Here is a 17,768-nt window from a genome sequence, read left to right as displayed (position 1 = left end):
CCGGTGACAGGTACCCTTGGGGCTTTATCTACAGGCTGCAGAGCTATCTTTACGACCCACAGTGCATGAGTCAAATTTGTAGAAAATTCCCACAATCGAAAAATAATTGTTGAAATCTAATTTTTATACATGAAAAAGTCCATAACTTTAGTCAATTAAGGAAGGAGTCACCCCCAGCCAGCGTGTCACTCCACTGTGACACTCTTGGCCAGGTTCCTGGGCTTATCCACATCCGTCCCCCGCGCACACGCGGTGTGGTACGCCAGCAGCTGCAGCGGCACCACGTGCAGCAGCGGGCTCAAGGGGCCGTAGTGCTCGGGCATGCGGATGACATGGATGCCCTCGCTGCTTTCGATGCGGGTATCGGCGTCGGCCAGCACGTAGAGCACGCCAGCGCGCGCGCGCACTTCCTGCATGTTGCTCTTGAGCTTTTCGAGCAAGGTGTCATTGGGCGCCACGGTGACCACGGGCATGGCACTGGTCACCAGGGCCAGGGGACCGTGCTTGAGTTCACCGGCCGGGTAGGCCTCGGCGTGGATGTAGCTGATTTCCTTGAGCTTCAAGGCGCCTTCCAGCGCAATGGGGTAGTGCAGCCCCCGGCCCAAAAAGAGAGCGTTTTCCATCCGGGCAAAGTCTTCGGCCCAGCTGATGATTTGTGGCTCCAGCGCCAGCACGGCCTGCAAGGCCACGGGCAGGTGGCGCATGGTTTTGAGGTGGGCGGCTTCTTGCTCGTCGCTCAAACGGCCTTTGGATTGGGCCAGCGCCAGCGTCAGTAAAAACAAGCCTGCCAGCTGGGTGGTGAAGGCCTTGGTGCTGGCCACACCGATCTCGACACCGGCGCGCGTGATGTACGCCAGCTTGCATTCGCGCACCATGGCGCTGGTGGCCACATTGCAGATGGTCAGCGTGTGCTGCATGCCCAGGCTCTGCGCGTGGCGCAACGCGGCCAGGGTGTCAGCGGTCTCGCCAGACTGGCTGATGGTGACAACCAGGGTGCGTGGGTTGGGCACGCTGGTGCGGTAGCGGTATTCGCTGGCCACTTCGACTTGCGTGGGGATGCCCGCGATGTCTTCGAGCCAGTATTTGGCGGTGCAGCCGCTGTAGTAGCTGGTGCCGCAGGCCAGGATCAACACGCTGTCGATTTCCTTGAACACACGCCAGGCGGCGGCGTCAGGTTCGCCATGCTGGCCCGCGCCGTCGAACAGCTCGGGCACGATGCCTGCCAGACCTTCGAGCGTGTCGGCGATGGCACGCGGTTGCTCGAAGATTTCCTTTTGCATGTAGTGGCGGTAGGGGCCCAGCTCGGCCGCGCCGCTGTGGGCCAGCACGGTGCGCACGGGGCGCTGTTCGGGCGTGAGTGCGGCACCGTCCTTGCGCACGATCCAGTAGCGGCCCAGCTGCAGGTCCACCAGGTCACCCTCTTCCAGATAAACGATCTGGTCAGTGACGCCCGCCAGGGCCATGGCATCGCTGGCCAGAAAGTGCTCTGCGCCCCCGTTTCCAACCCCCAGGATCAGCGGCGAACCAGCGCGTGCACCCACCACGCGGTGCGGTTCGTCCTTGTGCATCACGGCGATGGCGTAGGCGCCGTGCAGTTCGGCCACGGTGGCCTGCACGGCTTCAAACAGGTCGCCGCTGTAGTGGCTGTCCACCAGGTGGGCGATGACTTCGGTGTCGGTCTGGCTCACAAACACATAGCCGCGTGCCTGCAGCGCCTTGCGCAGTTCTTCGTGGTTTTCAATGATGCCGTTGTGCACCAAGGCTACTCGGCCTGCGCTTTGGGCCTGCGCGTCTGCGCCAGTGCCGTGGCTGAAGTGCGGGTGGGCGTTGTGCACGGCGGGCGCGCCATGGGTGGCCCAGCGGGTGTGGGCAATGCCGGTGGCACCGTCGATGTGTTCGGTGGTCACCTGCTCCAGCAACTCAGCCACGCGGGCGGTGCTGCGGGCGCGCTGCAGGCCTGCCGGGCGCGCTGCATCGAGGCTGGAGGCATGTACCGCCACGCCGCAGGAGTCATAGCCCCGGTATTCAAGCCGCTGCAGGCCCTGGACGAGGATGGGAACGATGTTGCGCGTAGAGACCGCGCCGACGATGCCGCACATGGTGTTTGCCCTTGGGTTGGATTCGATGGGCGGATCGTACGCAGCGTCGAGAAAAATTATCGATTGATATTTCAATGAAATTGAACTTAAATTTCATCAAACGCAATGTATGAAATTTTTATTCAATTTATAGAAAATCATGGAATCCATATCACTCGACAGCACAGACTTGCAGCTGCTCAACCTGCTGCAAACCGACGCGGCGCAGAGCAACCAATCCCTGGCCGAACAGGTGCATGTCTCCCCGCCCACCTGTCTGCGCCGCGTCAAGCGCCTGCACGATGCCGGTCTGATCGAGCGCCAGGTGGCCATCCTGCAGCCCGACCGGCTGGCGGCCATTCAGGGCCACGGGCTGGCCTGCATCGTCGAGGTGTCGCTGGACCGCCAAGGCGCCGAACAGCTTGACGCGTTCGAAGCCCGCGCCGTGGCCGACGACGCCGTGCAGCAATGCTGGCGCGTATCGCCCGGGCCGGACTTTGTGCTGGTGGTGCACACACGGGACATGCCGGGATACCTGGCGCTGTCGCAGCGCCTGTTCACGGGCGATGCCAATGTGCGCAACGTGAAGGCCTTCTTTGCAACCCGCAGGGCGAAATTTGGCACAAAAGTGCCTCTAGCGCTTGATCAGAAAGCGCAAACAGCTATTTAATTTATAGCAAATGGTTGACAGCCCCTTTGCATGCCGTTGTCCCAGTCCTCTTGCCTTCCCGCCGCATCGGCATAGAGTGGTTGGACACACAGGAGCCACGCCGCATGGAGTTCAAGGACTACTACCAGACGCTGGGGGTCAGCCCCACCGCCACGGCCGACGAGATCAAGAAGGCCTACCGCAAGCTGGCGCGCAAATACCACCCCGACGTGAGCAAGGAGCCCGACGCCGTGGCGCGCATGACGGCGGTGAACGAGGCCAACGCCGTGCTCTCCGACCCGGAAAAACGCGCCGCCTACGACCGCCTTGCGCAAGAACCGCGCATGCAGCCGGGGCAGGACTTCCGCCCGCCCCCGCACTGGGATGCGGGGTTCGAGTTTTCGGACGGCGCGGGCACCCATGGCGGCCCAGGTGGTGCGCCGGGCGACTACAGCGACTTTTTTGAACAGCTGTTTGGCCGTGCCGCCCGGGCGCGTGGCGCCGGGCGCAGCGAACACACCAGCGGAAGACCGCCCCCCACCCAGCGCGGCGCAGACCACCACGCCCGCATCGAGCTGGACCTGACCGACGCCTACCAGGGCGCCGAACGCACCCTCACGCTGCAAAGCGCGCACCAGGCCGATGACGGATCGCTGGCACGCGACGAGCGCCACCTGGCCGTCAAGATCCCGCAGGGCGTGCGCGAAGGCCAGCTCATCCGCCTGGCTGGCCAGGGCAGCCCGGGCTGGGGTGGCGCACCGGCGGGCGATTTGTTTCTGGAGGTGCTGTTCAAGCCCGACCCGCGCTGGCGCGCGGAGGGCCGCGATGTCTACCAGCCGCTGGTAGTGGCCCCCTGGGAGGCAGCCCTGGGCGCCTCGGTCGAGGTGGGCACGCCGGGCGGCTCGGTCATCGAGGTGGCGGTGCCCGCAGGCTGGAAGGCGGGGCGCAAGCTGCGCCTCAAAGGCCGGGGCATCCCGGGCACACCACCGGGCGACCTCTATCTGGAACTGCACATGGCCCTGCCACCGGCCACCACCGATGCCGAACGCGCTGCGTACGCCGCGCTGGCCCAGGCCTTTCCCCACTACAACCCGCGCGCTGCGCAAGGAGCCCAGCCATGAGCGCCCACTCCCCCACGCCCCCCGCAGAACTCCTCGACGATAGCAACGCCGCCCTCACGCTGGACGCCCTGGCCCGCGCCTGCCGCATGGATGCCGACTGGGTGGCAGCGCGGCTGCAGGAGGGGCTGCTGCAGGCTGGCACCGAAGGCGAAGGCGACCGCTCGGCCTGGCGCTTCAGCGGGGCCACCGTGGTGCGCGCCCGGCGCATTGCCCACCTGGAACTCACCTTCGACGCCGATCCGCACCTGGCCGCGCTCACGGCCGACCTGATCGAAGAAGTCACCGCCCTGCGTCAGCAGCTGCGGCACCTGAAAGGCCATTGAACGCGGCTGAGCACGACGGAACACTGGGGGGCCACGCCGCAGCACCTGGTCATTTCATGCTGGCATCGCCCCACAGGGGCATGTAAGCTCCCCCCAGCCCTTTCGCGAGCCCGCCCCCACCAGAGCGCAGCACGAGCGGCATCACCCTATCCATCCATGCCCACACACCGCCGCCAGATGCCCCGCCGCATCTACCCCCTGCGCATTCTGGGCATGGGGCTCGGTGGCATGGTGGTGGGCGTGGTGCTGTGGGAGCGCCACGCCAGCGTCACCGCCTGGCTGGCCATGGTGCTGCCTGCTTTTGTGTGGCCCCATGTGGCCTACCTGATCACACGGCACAGCGCCGACCCCTACCGCGCTGAAACCCGCAACCTGCTCATTGACTCCGCACTGGCCGCCAGCTTTGTGCCGTTGATGCACTTCAACCTGCTGCCCAGCGTGTTGCTGCTGACACTGACCATGGTGGACAAGATCACCACCGGCATCCGCGGGCTGTGGGCGCGTGCGCTGCCCGCCATGCTGGTCGGAGGGCTGGCGGGCGTGGCGCTGGCCGGCCTGCACTGGGCGCCGGAAACCTCCATGCGGGTCATGGTTGCCTGCCTGCCGGTGATGGCGCTGCACACGCTGTCGGTCAGCATGGTCAGCTACCAGCTCATCCGCCAGTCGGCACGGCACAACCAGATGCTGGACGAACTGCGGCGCGTGGATGCGCTCACGGGCCTGTTCGGGCGCGGCCACTGGCAAGAGCAGGCCGAGGCGGCGCTGCGCCGCCACCACGCCAGCAACGAACCCGCCTGCATGCTGATGCTGGACATTGACCATTTCAAGGAAATCAACGACGCCCATGGCCACACCGTGGGTGACGAGGTGATCCGCGCGCTGGCCCATGTGGTGCGCGGCAACGTGCGCGCGGGCGACTGCGCGGGGCGCTACGGCGGCGATGAATTTGCCATCGTGCTGCCGGGCATGCTCGCCAAGGACGCGCTGGCCATTGCCCACCGCATCCGCGAGCAAACCGAAGGCGTGCGCCTGCGCAGCCTGCCCGGCGTGCGCATCACCAGCAGCATCGGCGTAGCCCCCGCCGACCACCGCCACAGCAACCTGCGCGCCTGGATCGACGCCGCCGACGCCGCGCTGTATGCCGCCAAAAACGGTGGGCGCAACCGCGTGGCGGGGTGCATGGAGCCAGCGCTGGCGCCTGCGGTGTAGCAGCCCAGAACCGGTTCCAGAACACCACATTCGCCGCCCCGTGCCAGCATGACCCCCGCGAACGATCCGCAGCCTGCTTCTTACCGCCGCCACGGTGGCATCGGCCCCGCGTCGGAGCGGCTGACCTACCGCCGCATCTACCCGTTGCGCATGCTGGGCATGGGCCTGGGTGCCGTGTTGCTGGGCAGTGTTCTGCACGACAACCAGTCTCCGGCGTGGATGTGGTGGTTGCTGGGGGTCACCGCGCTGGTCTGGCCCCAGCTGGCCTACCTGCTGGCCCGGCACAGCGCCGATCCCTACCGGGCCGAAGTGCGCAATCTGCTGATCGACTCGGCCATCGCTGGCATGTGGGTGCCGCTGCTGCACTTCAACCTGCTGCCCTGCGTGGTGATGGTCCTCATCACCACCTACGACAAGTTCAGCACCGGCATCAAACGCCTGTGGCTGCACTCCCTGCCCGGCATGGCGGGCATGTGCCTGCTGATGACCTTGCTGCTGCGGCCCGAGCCACGACTGGAAAGCTCACTGCTGGTGGTGGTGTGCACCCTGCCCCTGCTCATCGTGCATGGGTTGGCGGTCAGCACGTCCAGCTACCGGCTGATCCGCACGGTGGCGCGGCAAAACCGCGAGCTGGAGAGCCTGCGCCGCACCGACGCCCAGACCGGCCTGGTGGCCCGCAGCCACTGGCAGGACCAGGCCAAGCTCAGCCTGGAGCGGTTTCACGCCAGCGGCAGCCCCGCCTGCCTGCTGATGATCGACATCGACCACTTCAAGTCCATCAACGACCTGCACGGCCACACCGTGGGGGACGAAGTGATCCACGCCGTGGGCCAGGTGATCCTGGACTGCGTGCGCGCACACGACCACGCAGGCCGCTATGGCGGGGACGAATTTGCAGTGGTGCTCAGCGGCACCCGCGCAGCCGATGCGCTGGCCATCGCCGAGCGCATTCGCAGCCGCATCGCGGCCCTGCACCTGCGCGACCAGCCTGGTTTGCACCTCACCAGCAGCATCGGCCTGGCACAAGCCGCGCCCCACCAGGCGGGCCTGCGCGAGTGGATCAACGACGCCGACGCCGCCCTGTACCGCGCCAAAAACGCCGGGCGCAACCAGGTGGCAGACCATGAAGCGCAGACATCCCACGCGGCACCACCTACCCAGGTGGTGCAGACCCATTGAACCCGGAGGGGGTTTGCTGCACCTGCTGAGCCCGGGGCGCTGACAACGCCGCGGGCCCCAGGAATCAGCATAATAATTGCCGCCAGCGCTTACCCACCAAGCGCAAACAGCTATATTTTTAATAGCAAATCATCAAATCCTTGCTCACCCCGGCCAGCACACACGCACCGTGCAGCCACCGCCCGGCACCGCCGCGGCACTGATCTGCGCGCCATGGCGCTGCGCCACCGCGCGACACAGCGCCAGCCCCGCTCCCACGCCGTCAAACTCCGTCTCGCGGTGCAGGCGCTGGAACACGCCGAACAAGCTGCCCGCGCGCGCGGGGTCAAAGCCCACGCCGTTGTCTTGCACCGTAAAAGCCACCTGGCCTGCGGGTGCAGCATCCGCCGACACCGTGATGCACGCGTGCGCCACAGGGCGGGTGAACTTCAGGGCATTGCCCAACACTTGCACCAGCAGCTCCTGCAGCAGCGTGGGGTCGGCCTGCAGAGTGGGCAAATCCGACGCAATGCGCCACTCCACCGCCCGCCCGGCCTCCGCAGCGGCCAGCGCGGCGCGCGCCTGGGGGATGGCACCACCCAGCGGCACCGGCTGCAGGCGCAGCGGCGCGCGGCTGGCGCGCACCAGGGCTTGCAGGCCGTCGATCATCAGCCCCATGCGCCGGGCAGACTGGTCCATCGTGGCCAGAAAACCCAGCGCCTCCTGCACCTCGGCACCCTGCACCACCTCGGGCGGCAGGTCGCTCAGCACCTCGCGTACCAGCGTGCCGTACGACGTCACATGCCGCAGCGGCGCGCGCAGGTCGTGCGACACGGCACGCAAGAACTCCTCTTGCGCAGCGGCCATGTCGGCCACCTGCTGCTGGCTGCGGGCCAGCGCGGCGCGCAATCCCTGCAATTGCTGCAGCTCGTCCCCGGCGCTGGCGTCTGGCGCGCTCATGGCTTGGGTTGTTTGGCGGGCCTCGCCCAGTTGGCAATGCTCACCTGCTTGCCCCGCGCCACACTCAGCGCCCCCGGCGCCGTGCTCTTGGTAATCGTGCTGCCACCACCCACCGTGCCGCCCGCACCAATGGTCACGGGCGCCACCAGCACGCAGTTGCTGCCCACATGCACATCGGCCTCGATCACCGTGCGATGCTTGTTGGCGCCGTCGTAGTTGGCGGTGATGCTGCCTGCGCCGTAGTTCACGCGTTCGCCCACCGTGGCGTCCCCTAGGTAGGCCAGGTGGTTGGCCTTGGCACCATCAGCCAGGGTGGAATTCTTCACTTCCACAAAGTTGCCGATGTGCACCTCGCGGCCCAGTTGGGCGCCGGGGCGCAGGCGGGCAAACGGGCCGATCAGCGCGCCCTCGCCCACGGTGGCGCCCAGCTTTTCGCCGTCGATGTGGGTGTAGGGGTGGATCACCGCGCCTGCTGCGATGCGTGCGTTGGCAATGCAGCAGTTCGCGCCAATGCTCACGCCCTCGCCCAGCTCCACACGGCCGGTGAAGACGCAGTTCACATCAATCTCCACATCCTGCCCGCAGACCAGCTCGCCACGCACGCCGGTGCGGGTGTCGTCGCGCACATCGAACCGGGCCGGGTCGGCCAGGCGCACGCCCTGCTCCATCAGCGCCCGCGCCTGGCGCAGTTGGTGCGCACGCTCCAGCTCGGCCAGTTGCAGCGGACTGTTGACGCCTGCCACCTGCAGCGCATCGCTGATGCGGTGGGCCACCACCGGCACGCCGTCAGCCACGGCCATGGCGACGATGTCGGTGAGGTAGTACTCGCCCTGCGCGTTGTTGTTGGTCAGCCGCGCCAGCCAGGGCGTGAGCAACCGCGCGGGCACGGCCATGATGCCGCTGTAGATCTCGGTGATGGCGCGCTGGGCGTCGCTCGCGTCCTTGTGTTCGACGATGCCTTGCACGGCATCCGATGTATTGCGCACGATGCGGCCATAGCCCGTGGGATCGGGCAGGGTCACCGTGAGCAGCGCCAGCCGCTCGCCACCGCTGGCAGCCACCAGGGCGCGCAGGGTGTCGGCCTGGGTCAGGGGCACATCGCCCGAGAGCACCACCACCGTGCCGTCTTCGCGCAGGTGCGGCACGGCCTGCAACACGGCATGACCCGTGCCCAGTTGGGGTTCCTGGCGCACGAATTTGAGGTCAAAAGAGGCGCCATCGCCTGCTGCACCTGCGGTAGCCGCTTCTACTTCTGTAGCGCCATGGCCGGTGATGACGATGGCGCTGCGGGCCTGCAGGTGCGCGGCCTGGTCCAGCACATGGTGCAGCAGCGGGCGGCCAGCAAGGCGCTGCAGGACCTTGGGCAGGCGGCTTTTCATGCGCGTGCCTTTGCCGGCCGCCATGATGAGGATGTCGAGTGAGGTCATGAAAGGGGAGATGGGTGGGCGCTGCAAAAGCCCGGCGCGCGGGCATGGCGTGGATTATCGGCTGCAGCCAGCTGGGCGCAAAAAGCTATTAAAGCAATAGCTATTCGCGCTTATCTATCAAGCGCTAGAGGCCATTTCTCTCAGATTTCTGCCGCAGCGGACAGCGTTTACAGCAGCGGCATCAGCCGGGGCGGCGTGTCGTAGTACTCGGCGATGCGCGCAAGAGCCCGGGTGTTGAGCAGGCGCAGGCGGCCGTTCTTCAGCTCGTGCAGGCCCAGCAGCGACAGGCGCCGCAGCGTCTTGTTGGTGTGCACCAGCGACAGCCCCAGGGCGTCGGCAATGTGCTGCTGGTTGAGCGGGAACGCCACTGTGCCGTCCTCCACCAGCCCGATGCGGTCAAGCCGTCGGTACAGGTGCATGAGCAGCATGGCCACGCGCTCGGTGGCGTTGCGGCGGCCGGCGGTAAGCAGGTTGTCGTCCACATGGCCTTCTTCGTGAGCCGACAGCCAGGTGATGTCGTAGCCCAGGCGCGGGTGCTCGCGAAACAGCGCCCACAGGCTGTCGTTCTGGAACACACACAGCGAACAATCGGTCAGCGCCTCGATGCCATGGGTGGAGACATCGCCAAACTCCTGCTGCAGGCCCACCAAGTCGCCAGGCAACAAAAAATTGAGGATCTGGCGGCGCCCGTCGCTCATGGTCTTGTAGCGAAAGGCCCAGCCCGAATACAGCGTGAACAGCTTGGCGTTGGTCTGGTTTTCGCGCACCAGCGCGCCGCCTGCTTCCACGGCCAGGCTGTCGGTGCGAAAGCCTTCAATGAAGTCCAGCACCTCGGGCTTCACGGCGGTGAAGGCGCCGGTCTTGCGCAATCTGCAATCGTGGCACGTTGGGGGGCAGACATGGGCGGGCAGGGTGGCGTTCATGGTGGCGCAATTCTCATCGATTCACATTTGGCGACAGCACCACAACGCGCCGGGTGGCGCAGCAGTTACATCTATGTCTTTTGACATTGTGCAACCGCCGTGTGCCCCCTACATTGGGCCTCACTTATGAACGTATCCCCCGCCCTTTACGAGGTCCTCTACGTGAGCACCCTCGCCCCCGAGCAACCGCTGAGCGTGGTGGCCGAGATTGCCGGGCGAGCGCGCCAGGTCAACGCGGAGCTGGACGTGACGGGATTGCTGATTTTTGACGGCCAGCGTTTTTGCCAGCAGCTCGAAGGTCCGCAGAAGGCGGTGCTCAAACTCATCGAACGCATCCGCAACGACCCCCGCCATGTCAACGTCGAGGTGCTGCACCACGGCCCGCTGGCGGGCCGGCGTTTTCAACACTTCAGTCTGGCATTCAGCACCGTGGAAGACGAGGATGCACTCGCCCGCATGGAGAAATTGGATGGGGATGCAGCCCTGGCCGCCTTCGAAGCCGTGCGGGGCGAACTCGTCCACTGAGACCGCCCCCCCCACAGCACGGGGCAGACACCAGACGTCAAGCGGCTACCGGCCAGCGCCGCAGGACCAGCGTGGCGTTCACGCCGCCAAAACCAAACCCGTTGAGCATGGCGTGGGAGAGCGCCATGGGCCGGGGCCGCAGCGCCACCAGGTCCAGCCCCTCGGCCAACGCATCGGGCGTGTGCAGGTTCAGCGTGCCCGGCACCACCTGGTCGCGCAGCGCCAACGTCGTGAAGATGGCGGCCACCGCGCCCGCCGCCCCCAGCAGATGGCCCGTGGCCGACTTGGTGGAGCTGATGGCCACCTGTGACCCCGCGCCAAACACACGGCGAATGGCGGCCAGCTCGCCCCGGTCGCCCACCCCGGTGGACGTGGCGTGGGCGTTCAGATGCTGCACGTCCTGCGCCGTGAGGCCTGCCTGCGCCAGCGCTGCCAGCATGCTGCGCGCTGCGCCGTCACCGTCTTCGGGGCCGGAGGTGATGTGGTACGCGTCGGCCGACGTGCCGTAGCCCACCAGCTCGGCCAGCGGCGTGGCTCCGCGCGCGAGGGCATGGTCCAGCGCCTCGATCACCAGCATGCCCGCGCCCTCGCCCATCACAAAGCCGTCGCGCTGCGCATCGAAGGGGCGCGATGCCTGCTCGGGGGTGTCATTGAACGCCGTGCCGAGCGCCTTGGCCGCTGCAAAGCCGCCCAGGCTCACGCGGTCAATGGCCGCCTCGCTACCGCCGCACAGGGCCACATCGGCCTCGCCGCTGCGGATCAGGCGCGCGGCGTCGCCAATCGCCTGCACGCTGGCGGCGCAGGCGGTGACCGGCGCCCCCAGCGGCCCCTTGAGGCCATGGCGAATCGACACCTGCCCTGCGGCCAGATTGACGAGGAAGGAGGGCACCGTGAACGGCGACAGGCGCTGCGGGCCGCGCGTGTCGGTGGTGCGCACCGCCTCGGCAATCGCGCCAAAGCCGCCAATGCCCGAACCGATCACCGTGGCCGTGCGCTCGCGCGCACGCTCATCGGCGGGCGGCCAGCCGGCCTGCGCCAGCGCCTGCTGCGCCGCGCCCAGCGCAAAGGGAATGAAGCGGTCCATCTTGCGCTGGTCCTTGGACGAGACGATGGCGTCCACATCCCAGCCACCTTCGGGGTCTTGCGCCACATCCGGCACCTGCCCCGCCACCTTGGCGGCAATGCCGTCCGTGACCGCGTCCGGCAGGCGTGACAGGCCCGAGCGCCCGGCCAGCAGGCGCTGCCAGACCAGTTCCACGCCGCAGCCCAGCGGCGACACCAGGCCCATGCCCGTGACCACAACGCGCCGCATCAGGCCACCGCCTTGTCGCGGCACAAACCACTCCACACCTGGGCACCACGGCCGCCAGGGATCATTTTTTTCATGCATTCACCTCGTCAGACAAATTGGGCGCAGCACCAAGAACCGGTTCTGGGGCGCTGCAGCGATGCGCGGAAAGGGCCCGCGCCTTTATGATTGCAGTCATCATCATAAAGGCACAACCGCTTTTTGCGTACGCTCGCAATCAATAAGAGGCTCCCATGAAGGTTTCCAAAGCACAGGCCGCAGAGAACCGGCAGGGCATCCTGGATGCAGCCTCCCGCCTGTACCGCGAGCGGGGGCTGACCGGCGTGGGCGTGGCCGACATCACGCGCGACGCCGGGCTCACCCACGGCGGGCTGTACCGGCATTTCGCCTCCAAGGACGCGCTGGTGCAGGAGGCGTGTGCGCGGGCGTTTGACTGGTCGATGACCCCGCTGGAAGGCGCCACACCCCACACCACCGTGGGCGAGCGCATCCAGCGCTACCTCTCGCCCCAGCACCGCGACGCGCCGGGCACCGGCTGCCCCGTCGCCGCGCTGGCGGTGGACGCCGCACGGGCGGGCGGTGGGCTGTCGGAAGTGTTTGCCGAGGGCATCGAGCGCAACATCCAGCGGTTTGCCCAGTTGTTGGTCGACAGCAGGGCCGAGGCAGGCAGCGCAACCGTGCGGTCACAAGACCGGGAGCGCGCGATGCAAGTGCTGGCCACCATGGTCGGCGGGCTGGTGCTGGCCCGAGCCACCGCTGCGGCGCAGCCCGCGTTGTCGGATGAACTGCTGACGACGCTGCAGACCCAGCTGATTGGGCTGTTGGGCGAAGAGCCGCGCTGACGGTCTGGTGCTTGCCCCGTTCGCTATTAAAAAAAGAGCTGCTACCGCTTGATGGACAAGCGGTAGCAGCTCTTTTGACTCTAACCCCACACCCAACCGAGGCGACCGAGCGCCTCAGATCAGGTCAGGCGCAGCAGGCATCGCCCCAGGCGGGAGCCCCGTTGCCAACGGACGCACGGCGCCACCAGGATGCGGGGCGGGCACTGGCGGCATCGCCATCCACCCAGCGGTACTGCAGACGGCGGCCGTTCAGCGGCTCGACCACCACAGACTGGCCCGCAGCCACGGGCAGCGACTGCCCTGCGCACAGGAACACGTCGCTGCTGTCGCCCAGGCCCTTGCCCAGCGTGACCCAGGCCTGGCCTTCGGCAATGCGCAAAGTCATTGCAACCTTGGGTGCCAGCGTGACAGCAGCGCCCGCTGCCACGTTGCCGGTGCTACCAGCGACCGCGCCCAGCGCGCGGGAAGATGCAAACAGATGAAGAGCGTGAGAGGTTGTCATGGTGTTCTCCGGGTAAACCCTAATAAGACCGTATGGTGCGCGGCTTGCAGAACAACGTCCAATGAAAAGCACGGCACCTATTGATGCTTTTCCTGCATATACGCTTCAAGCGGGCTTGCGCTGTAGCGGTGCTGCTATCCGATGCAGAGCAAACCGGGCCAGACCGGCGGCGAACCGGCCGCCTGCACCCGTCACATCGGCCAGCGCCGCACCCAGGGCGCGCCCGCTTTGGCCCAGTGCCTGCACCAGGTCGCGCAGCGGCTGCACCACGCCACATTCCCAGTCGCGGGCGGCCAGGCTGGCGGGCTGCGCCGTGGCGGGTGCCACCACGCTGTCCCAACGGAAAGCCACGGCCTCAGCGTTGCCCCGGGGGTTCCAGGCTTCCATCACCACATGCTGGCCCGGCGCAATGGTCAATTGCTCCCCAGCCCGCAGCACATGATCGGCCGCCGCACCCGGCAAATCCGCCAAAGACCCGCTCAGGGTGAGCCAGACCTGCCCCTGCGCAATCTGCAATACACCATGGGTGTGCGGCCGCAGCGACAAGGCCCGGCCTGTGGCCAGTTTCCAGCAACCGGCCGCACGACGGCCAGCCAGGGCGGCGTGGACGGATTGTTGCGATTCCAGAACGTTGCGGGCGGACATGACAGGCTCCTTGGCTTCAGTAAAACGTGTTGAGGAGCCTGTATGGTGCGCCTTGCACCGTACACAGTCCAATGAAAACGCGGTACGCTATTCATTCCGTCAACGCATGAATCATCCTTTACGGGAATGCCACCATGACCGCCGAATACTCTCCCGCCGTCTTGCGCACCCGGCCCGTAGCCACCGGGCACTGGCGCGCCTTTCTGGCCGTGGCCAAACACCTCAACTTCCGCGCCGCCGCCGACGAACTGGCGCTCACTCAGTCGGCCGTTAGCCGCCAGATCCAGGCGCTGGAGGAAGAAGTGGGCGTGCCCCTGTTTCTGCGCCACACCCGCGCGGTGGAGCTGACCAGCGCGGGCGCGCAGTTGCAGCGCGCGGTGGGCCCGGCGCTGGAGCGCATGGACGCCGCCGTGCGCCTGGTGCGCCAGACCGCCGGGCGACGCAGTGTGGCCATCACCACGTGGGCCAGCTTTGCATCGATGTGGCTGATCCCGCGCATGGAGGAGTTCCAGCGCGACAACCCGGGCATCGACATCCGCATTGATGCAAGCGATGTGCAGGTGGACCTGGACACTTCGGACGTGGACCTGGCCCTGCGCTACGCCATGCCCGCCGGGGCCACGCAGGGCGGCATCCGCCTGTTTGGCGAACAACTGGCCGTGGTGGCCAGCCCCTGGCTGCTCAAAAGCGGCAAACCGCTGCGCACGCCGGCCGACGTGGCGCAGTTCACCCTGATCGAGGCGGGCGACGCCCACCGCACGCACCACCTGGAGTACCTGAGCTGGCGCCGCTGGTTCGACACGCGCGACCTGACCATGCTGCAACCCCAGCGTTGGCTGTACTTCAACTACGCCCACCAGATCGTGCAGGCCGCGCTGGCCGGCCAGGGCCTGGCGCTGGCACGCATGCCGCTGATTGCCGATGCGCTGGCCGCTGGCGACCTGGTGGAGGTGCTGCCCGGCCACCGCATCGACTCGCCGCTGGCCTATTGGCTCATGGTGGGGCCACGCAGCGCGCAGCGGCCGGAAATCAAGGCGTTTTGCGCCTGGCTGCAGGTGCAGGCCGAGGCCACCCGCCAGGCAATTGGCGATGTGCCCGACCCGGATTTAAACGACAACCTGGACGGGGCCTGATGAAGAAAGCGCTGGGCCTTGCGGCTTCAGCGCTTTTATTTTGATAGCTGCCAGCGCTTATTTGACAAGCGCTGGCGGCCAATCTGATATAAAAATCAGGACAAAGTCACTCTTGCGAACTTGCGCTTGCCCACCTGCACCACGTAGGTGCCCGCAGCCAGCTTCAAGCCCTTGTCGCTGACCACGCTGCCATCCACACGCACGCCGCCGCCGTCGATCAGGCGGTTGGCCTCGCTGCCCGAGGGCGCCAGGTTGGCCTGCTTGAGCAAGGCGCCGATGCCCAGCGGCGCACCGGAGAGCGCCACCTCGGGAATGTCTTCGGGCACGCCGCCCTTGCTGCGGTTGATGAAATCCTGCTCGGCCGCATCGGCCGCCGCCGCGCTGTGGAAGCGCGTGGTGATCTCCTTGGCCAGCATCACCTTGGCATCCTTGGGGTTGCGCCCGCCCTCCACCTCGGCCTTGAGTGCGGCGATCTCGGCCAGGCTCTTGAACGACAGCAGCGTGTACCAGTCCCACATCAGGGTGTCGCTGATGGACAGCACCTTGGCGAACATGGTGTTGGCGTCTTCGGCAATGCCGATGTAGTTGTTTTTGGACTTGGACATCTTGTCCACGCCATCGAGCCCCACCAGCAGCGGCATGGTGAGCACACACTGCGGCTCCTGGCCGTATTCCTGCTGTAGATGGCGGCCCATGAGCAGGTTGAACTTCTGGTCCGTGCCGCCCAGCTCCAGGTCGCTCTTGAGCGCCACCGAGTCGTAGCCCTGCATCAGCGGGTACAGGAACTCGTGCACCGCAATGGATTGGCCGGAGTTGAAGCGCTTGTGGAAGTCGTCGCGCTCCATCATGCGCGCCACGGTGTAGCGCGAGGCGAGCTGGATCATGCCGCTGGCGCCCAGGGGTTCGCTCCACTCGCTGTTGTAGCGAATCTCGGTCTTGGCCGGGTCCAGCACCATGCTGGCCTGCTTGTAATAAGTCTCGGCGTTTACCTTGATCTGCTCGGGCGTGAGCGGGGGGCGGGTGCTGTTGCGGCCCGAGGGGTCGCCGATCAGGCTGGTGAAGTCACCGATCAGGAAAATCACCTGGTGGCCCAGATCTTGCAATTGCCGCATCTTGTTCAACACCACGGTGTGACCGATGTGGATGTCTGGCGCCGTGGGGTCGAGCCCCAGTTTGATGCGCAGCGGCTGGCCAGTGGCCTCTGAACGCGCTAGTTTTTTGACCCATTCGTCCTGCGGCAGCAGCTCTTGCACGCCGCGCAGCGAGATTTCGAGGGCCTGTCTTACACCATCAGAGACCGGGGTTGTTGTAACAGCAGATTGATTCATAAGGGTTTTTTGGGATGTCTAGACAGCATGCACCGCTATACTTCAGCCCACATTGCTTGAGGCGGATTCTAGTGGGACCGCTGTTTCGACTTGTTTTTGACCATTCTGTCGAACGGCTGCAGCCTGACAGTCTGTGCTCCATGCCTTGCCCCGCGCCAGCGCCGGGGAAGTGTCACGGATTCACTCTCACCCTGGGGATAGACCATTGATTCACGGCTTGACCACCGCCAGCTCGGCTTTGCTTGACCGGCTGTCCCGCACGATCCAACAACATCCCAAACGCATCACCGCCACCGTCGCAGCCATCCTGCTGACGGGTGGTGGCGGCGCATTCGCTGTGGCGTCCTTTGCGCCGGACCCGGCCGAGCTGCCGGTGCGCATGGTGAGCTACCCCGTTGAATCGCTGGCAGAAAACCTCGTGCTGGGCGAGCTGGAAGCTCCGGGCTTTTCGCTGTTCCGCTCCGAACAGGTGCGCAGCAGCGACACCCCCGAGTCGCTGCTGCAGCGCATGGGCGTGGCCGACCCGGCCGCCGCTGCATTCATGCGTGGTGACACTCCTGTGCGACAAAATGTGCTGGGCCGCACCGGCCGCATCGTGTCGGCAGAAACCACGGACGACCACCGCCTGATTCGCCTGACGGTGCGCTGGGTGCCGGACGACAGTGGCAACTTCCGCCGCCTGATCGTCGAGCGCACGGGCGACAACAAGTTTGCGACGCGCATCGAAACCGCCAAGATGACGACCAACAGTCGGCTGGCGGGCGGCATCATCCACAGTTCGCTGTTTGCCGCCACCGATGCGTCCAACATCCCCGACGCCGTGGCCGTGCAGATGGCCGAGCTGTTCTCGGGCAACATCGACTTTCGCCGCTCCCTGCGCAAGGGCGACCGCTTCTCGGTGGTGTACGAAACGCTGGAAGCCGATGGCGAGCCCCTGTCCAGTGGCCGCGTTCTGAGCGCCGAGTTCGTGAATAACGGCAAGACCCATGAGGCCGTCTGGTTCCAGGAACCCGGTGCCGCCAAGGGCGCCTACTACACGCTGGACGGCGAAAGCATGCGCCGCGCGTACCTCACCTCGCCGGTGGAGTTCTCGCGCGTGACCAGTGGCTTCAAGATGCGCCTGCACCCCATCCTGAAGACCTGGCGCGCCCACCTGGGCACCGACTTCGCCGCGCCCACCGGCACCGCAGTGCGCACCGTGGGCGATGGCGTGGTGGAGTTTGCAGGCGTGCAGAACGGTTTTGGCAATGTGGTCTTCGTCAAGCACCGCAACCAGCACGTCACCGTGTATGCCCACCTGAGCCGCATCGACGTGCGCCAGGGACAGTCGGTCGAACAAGGCCAGACCCTGGGCGCCGTGGGTGCCACAGGCTGGGCCACCGGCCCGCACCTGCACTTTGAGTTCCGCGTCAACGGCGTACACCAGGATCCGCAGACCATCGTGGCCCAGAGCGAGGCCGCAGCGCCAGTCTCAGCGGCTTCGCGCCCTGCGTTTGACCGCCTGGCTGCCAACATGCGCATCCAGCTGTCGGCCGCTGCACAGATCGAACAAGCCAGCGCAGAGTGAAGTGAAGTCCCCCCTGAGTCGCTTCGCGCCGTCCCCCCACGGGGGGATGCCGCAAGCGCACGCAAGCGA

Annotated in this window: 17 protein-coding genes; 9 read left to right on the top strand and 8 right to left on the bottom strand. The window is 66.3% G+C overall.

Annotated elements, in window-relative coordinates:
* Positions 1-185: 185 nt before the first annotated feature.
* Positions 186-2,099 (bottom strand): glutamine--fructose-6-phosphate transaminase (isomerizing), encoded by a 1,914-nt coding sequence (glmS, locus tag ACQ4MJ_RS00505; protein WP_431150771.1) that lies wholly within the window; start codon positions 2,097-2,099, stop codon positions 186-188.
* A 139-nt stretch (positions 2,100-2,238) separates the two neighbouring features.
* Here glmS and ACQ4MJ_RS00500 point away from each other — a divergent pair, with 139 nt between their 5' ends.
* The 5 genes from ACQ4MJ_RS00500 (at position 2,239) to ACQ4MJ_RS00480 (ending at position 6,559) form a co-directional block, all read left to right on the top strand.
* Positions 2,239-2,748: an Lrp/AsnC family transcriptional regulator gene (locus ACQ4MJ_RS00500; protein ID WP_431150772.1), complete on the top strand. Its 510-nt coding sequence runs from the start codon at positions 2,239-2,241 to the stop codon at positions 2,746-2,748.
* Between the two features lie 104 nt (positions 2,749-2,852).
* Positions 2,853-3,848, top strand: coding sequence for a DnaJ C-terminal domain-containing protein (locus tag ACQ4MJ_RS00495; RefSeq protein WP_431150773.1), 996 nt, complete (start codon positions 2,853-2,855; stop codon positions 3,846-3,848).
* The gene (locus ACQ4MJ_RS00490) at positions 3,845-4,171 is read left to right on the top strand and encodes a MerR family transcriptional regulator (protein ID WP_431150774.1); all 327 of its coding nucleotides are present in this window, start codon (positions 3,845-3,847) and stop codon (positions 4,169-4,171) included. The genes ACQ4MJ_RS00495 and ACQ4MJ_RS00490 overlap by 4 nt, the downstream gene beginning before the upstream one ends.
* A gap of 156 nt (positions 4,172-4,327) precedes the next feature.
* Complete coding sequence (locus tag ACQ4MJ_RS00485; RefSeq protein WP_431150776.1) at positions 4,328-5,380, top strand: diguanylate cyclase; 1,053 nt, start codon at positions 4,328-4,330, stop codon at positions 5,378-5,380.
* Positions 5,381-5,428: 48 nt separating this feature from the next.
* Positions 5,429-6,559 carry a diguanylate cyclase gene (locus ACQ4MJ_RS00480; RefSeq protein WP_431150778.1) on the top strand — a complete coding sequence of 377 codons (1,131 nt, stop codon included), beginning with the start codon at positions 5,429-5,431 and terminating at the stop codon, positions 6,557-6,559.
* Positions 6,560-6,703: 144 nt separating this feature from the next.
* Here ACQ4MJ_RS00480 and ACQ4MJ_RS00475 read toward each other — a convergent pair whose 3' ends face one another.
* The 3 genes from ACQ4MJ_RS00475 to ACQ4MJ_RS00465 form a co-directional block, all read right to left on the bottom strand.
* On the bottom strand, positions 6,704-7,498 hold the full coding sequence (locus ACQ4MJ_RS00475; protein ID WP_431150779.1) for a sensor histidine kinase: 795 nt from the start codon (positions 7,496-7,498) through the stop codon (positions 6,704-6,706).
* Complete coding sequence (glmU, locus tag ACQ4MJ_RS00470) at positions 7,495-8,925, bottom strand: bifunctional UDP-N-acetylglucosamine diphosphorylase/glucosamine-1-phosphate N-acetyltransferase GlmU (protein ID WP_431150780.1); 1,431 nt, start codon at positions 8,923-8,925, stop codon at positions 7,495-7,497. Before glmU ends, ACQ4MJ_RS00475 begins: the two co-directional genes overlap by 4 nt.
* A 167-nt stretch (positions 8,926-9,092) precedes the next feature.
* Positions 9,093-9,848 carry a Crp/Fnr family transcriptional regulator gene (locus tag ACQ4MJ_RS00465; RefSeq protein ID WP_121421217.1) on the bottom strand — a complete coding sequence of 252 codons (756 nt, stop codon included), beginning with the start codon at positions 9,846-9,848 and terminating at the stop codon, positions 9,093-9,095.
* Between the two features lie 126 nt (positions 9,849-9,974).
* Between ACQ4MJ_RS00465 and ACQ4MJ_RS00460 the strand changes: the two genes are divergently transcribed.
* Positions 9,975-10,373 (top strand): BLUF domain-containing protein, encoded by a 399-nt coding sequence (locus ACQ4MJ_RS00460; RefSeq protein ID WP_055394662.1) that lies wholly within the window; start codon positions 9,975-9,977, stop codon positions 10,371-10,373.
* A 37-nt stretch (positions 10,374-10,410) separates the two neighbouring features.
* Here ACQ4MJ_RS00460 and fabF read toward each other — a convergent pair whose 3' ends face one another.
* Entirely contained in the window at positions 10,411-11,685 is a 1,275-nt protein-coding gene (gene fabF, locus ACQ4MJ_RS00455) for a beta-ketoacyl-ACP synthase II (protein WP_431150781.1), read from the bottom strand.
* Positions 11,686-11,915: 230 nt separating this feature from the next.
* Between fabF and ACQ4MJ_RS00450 the strand changes: the two genes are divergently transcribed.
* Positions 11,916-12,524: a TetR/AcrR family transcriptional regulator gene (locus ACQ4MJ_RS00450; RefSeq protein ID WP_431150782.1), complete on the top strand. Its 609-nt coding sequence runs from the start codon at positions 11,916-11,918 to the stop codon at positions 12,522-12,524.
* 124 nt (positions 12,525-12,648) lie between these two features.
* On the opposite strand, the gene ACQ4MJ_RS00445 is transcribed toward ACQ4MJ_RS00450, so the two are convergent.
* Both ACQ4MJ_RS00445 and ACQ4MJ_RS00440 read right to left on the bottom strand, forming a co-directional pair.
* Entirely contained in the window at positions 12,649-13,026 is a 378-nt protein-coding gene (locus ACQ4MJ_RS00445; RefSeq protein ID WP_121421219.1) for a DUF2917 domain-containing protein, read from the bottom strand.
* A gap of 105 nt (positions 13,027-13,131) precedes the next feature.
* The gene (locus ACQ4MJ_RS00440; RefSeq protein ID WP_431150783.1) at positions 13,132-13,671 is read right to left on the bottom strand and encodes a DUF2917 domain-containing protein; all 540 of its coding nucleotides are present in this window, start codon (positions 13,669-13,671) and stop codon (positions 13,132-13,134) included.
* Positions 13,672-13,805: 134 nt separating this feature from the next.
* Between ACQ4MJ_RS00440 and ACQ4MJ_RS00435 the strand changes: the two genes are divergently transcribed.
* On the top strand, positions 13,806-14,804 hold the full coding sequence (locus ACQ4MJ_RS00435) for a LysR substrate-binding domain-containing protein (protein ID WP_431150784.1): 999 nt from the start codon (positions 13,806-13,808) through the stop codon (positions 14,802-14,804).
* Between the two features lie 95 nt (positions 14,805-14,899).
* On the opposite strand, the gene tyrS is transcribed toward ACQ4MJ_RS00435, so the two are convergent.
* A complete protein-coding gene (tyrS, locus tag ACQ4MJ_RS00430; RefSeq protein WP_431150785.1) occupies positions 14,900-16,132 on the bottom strand; it encodes a tyrosine--tRNA ligase in 1,233 nt (410 codons plus the stop codon).
* Positions 16,133-16,337: 205 nt separating this feature from the next.
* Here tyrS and ACQ4MJ_RS00425 point away from each other — a divergent pair, with 205 nt between their 5' ends.
* On the top strand, positions 16,338-17,699 hold the full coding sequence (locus ACQ4MJ_RS00425; RefSeq protein WP_431150787.1) for a peptidoglycan DD-metalloendopeptidase family protein: 1,362 nt from the start codon (positions 16,338-16,340) through the stop codon (positions 17,697-17,699).
* Positions 17,700-17,768: the final 69 nt, after the last annotated feature.

This window comes from Acidovorax facilis (genome assembly GCF_050626955.1).
In the GTDB taxonomy this organism is placed as follows: domain Bacteria; phylum Pseudomonadota; class Gammaproteobacteria; order Burkholderiales; family Burkholderiaceae_C; genus Acidovorax; species Acidovorax facilis.
The sequence above is the reverse complement of the archived record's forward strand: the minus strand, read 5'-3'. Positions and strand labels throughout refer to the sequence as shown.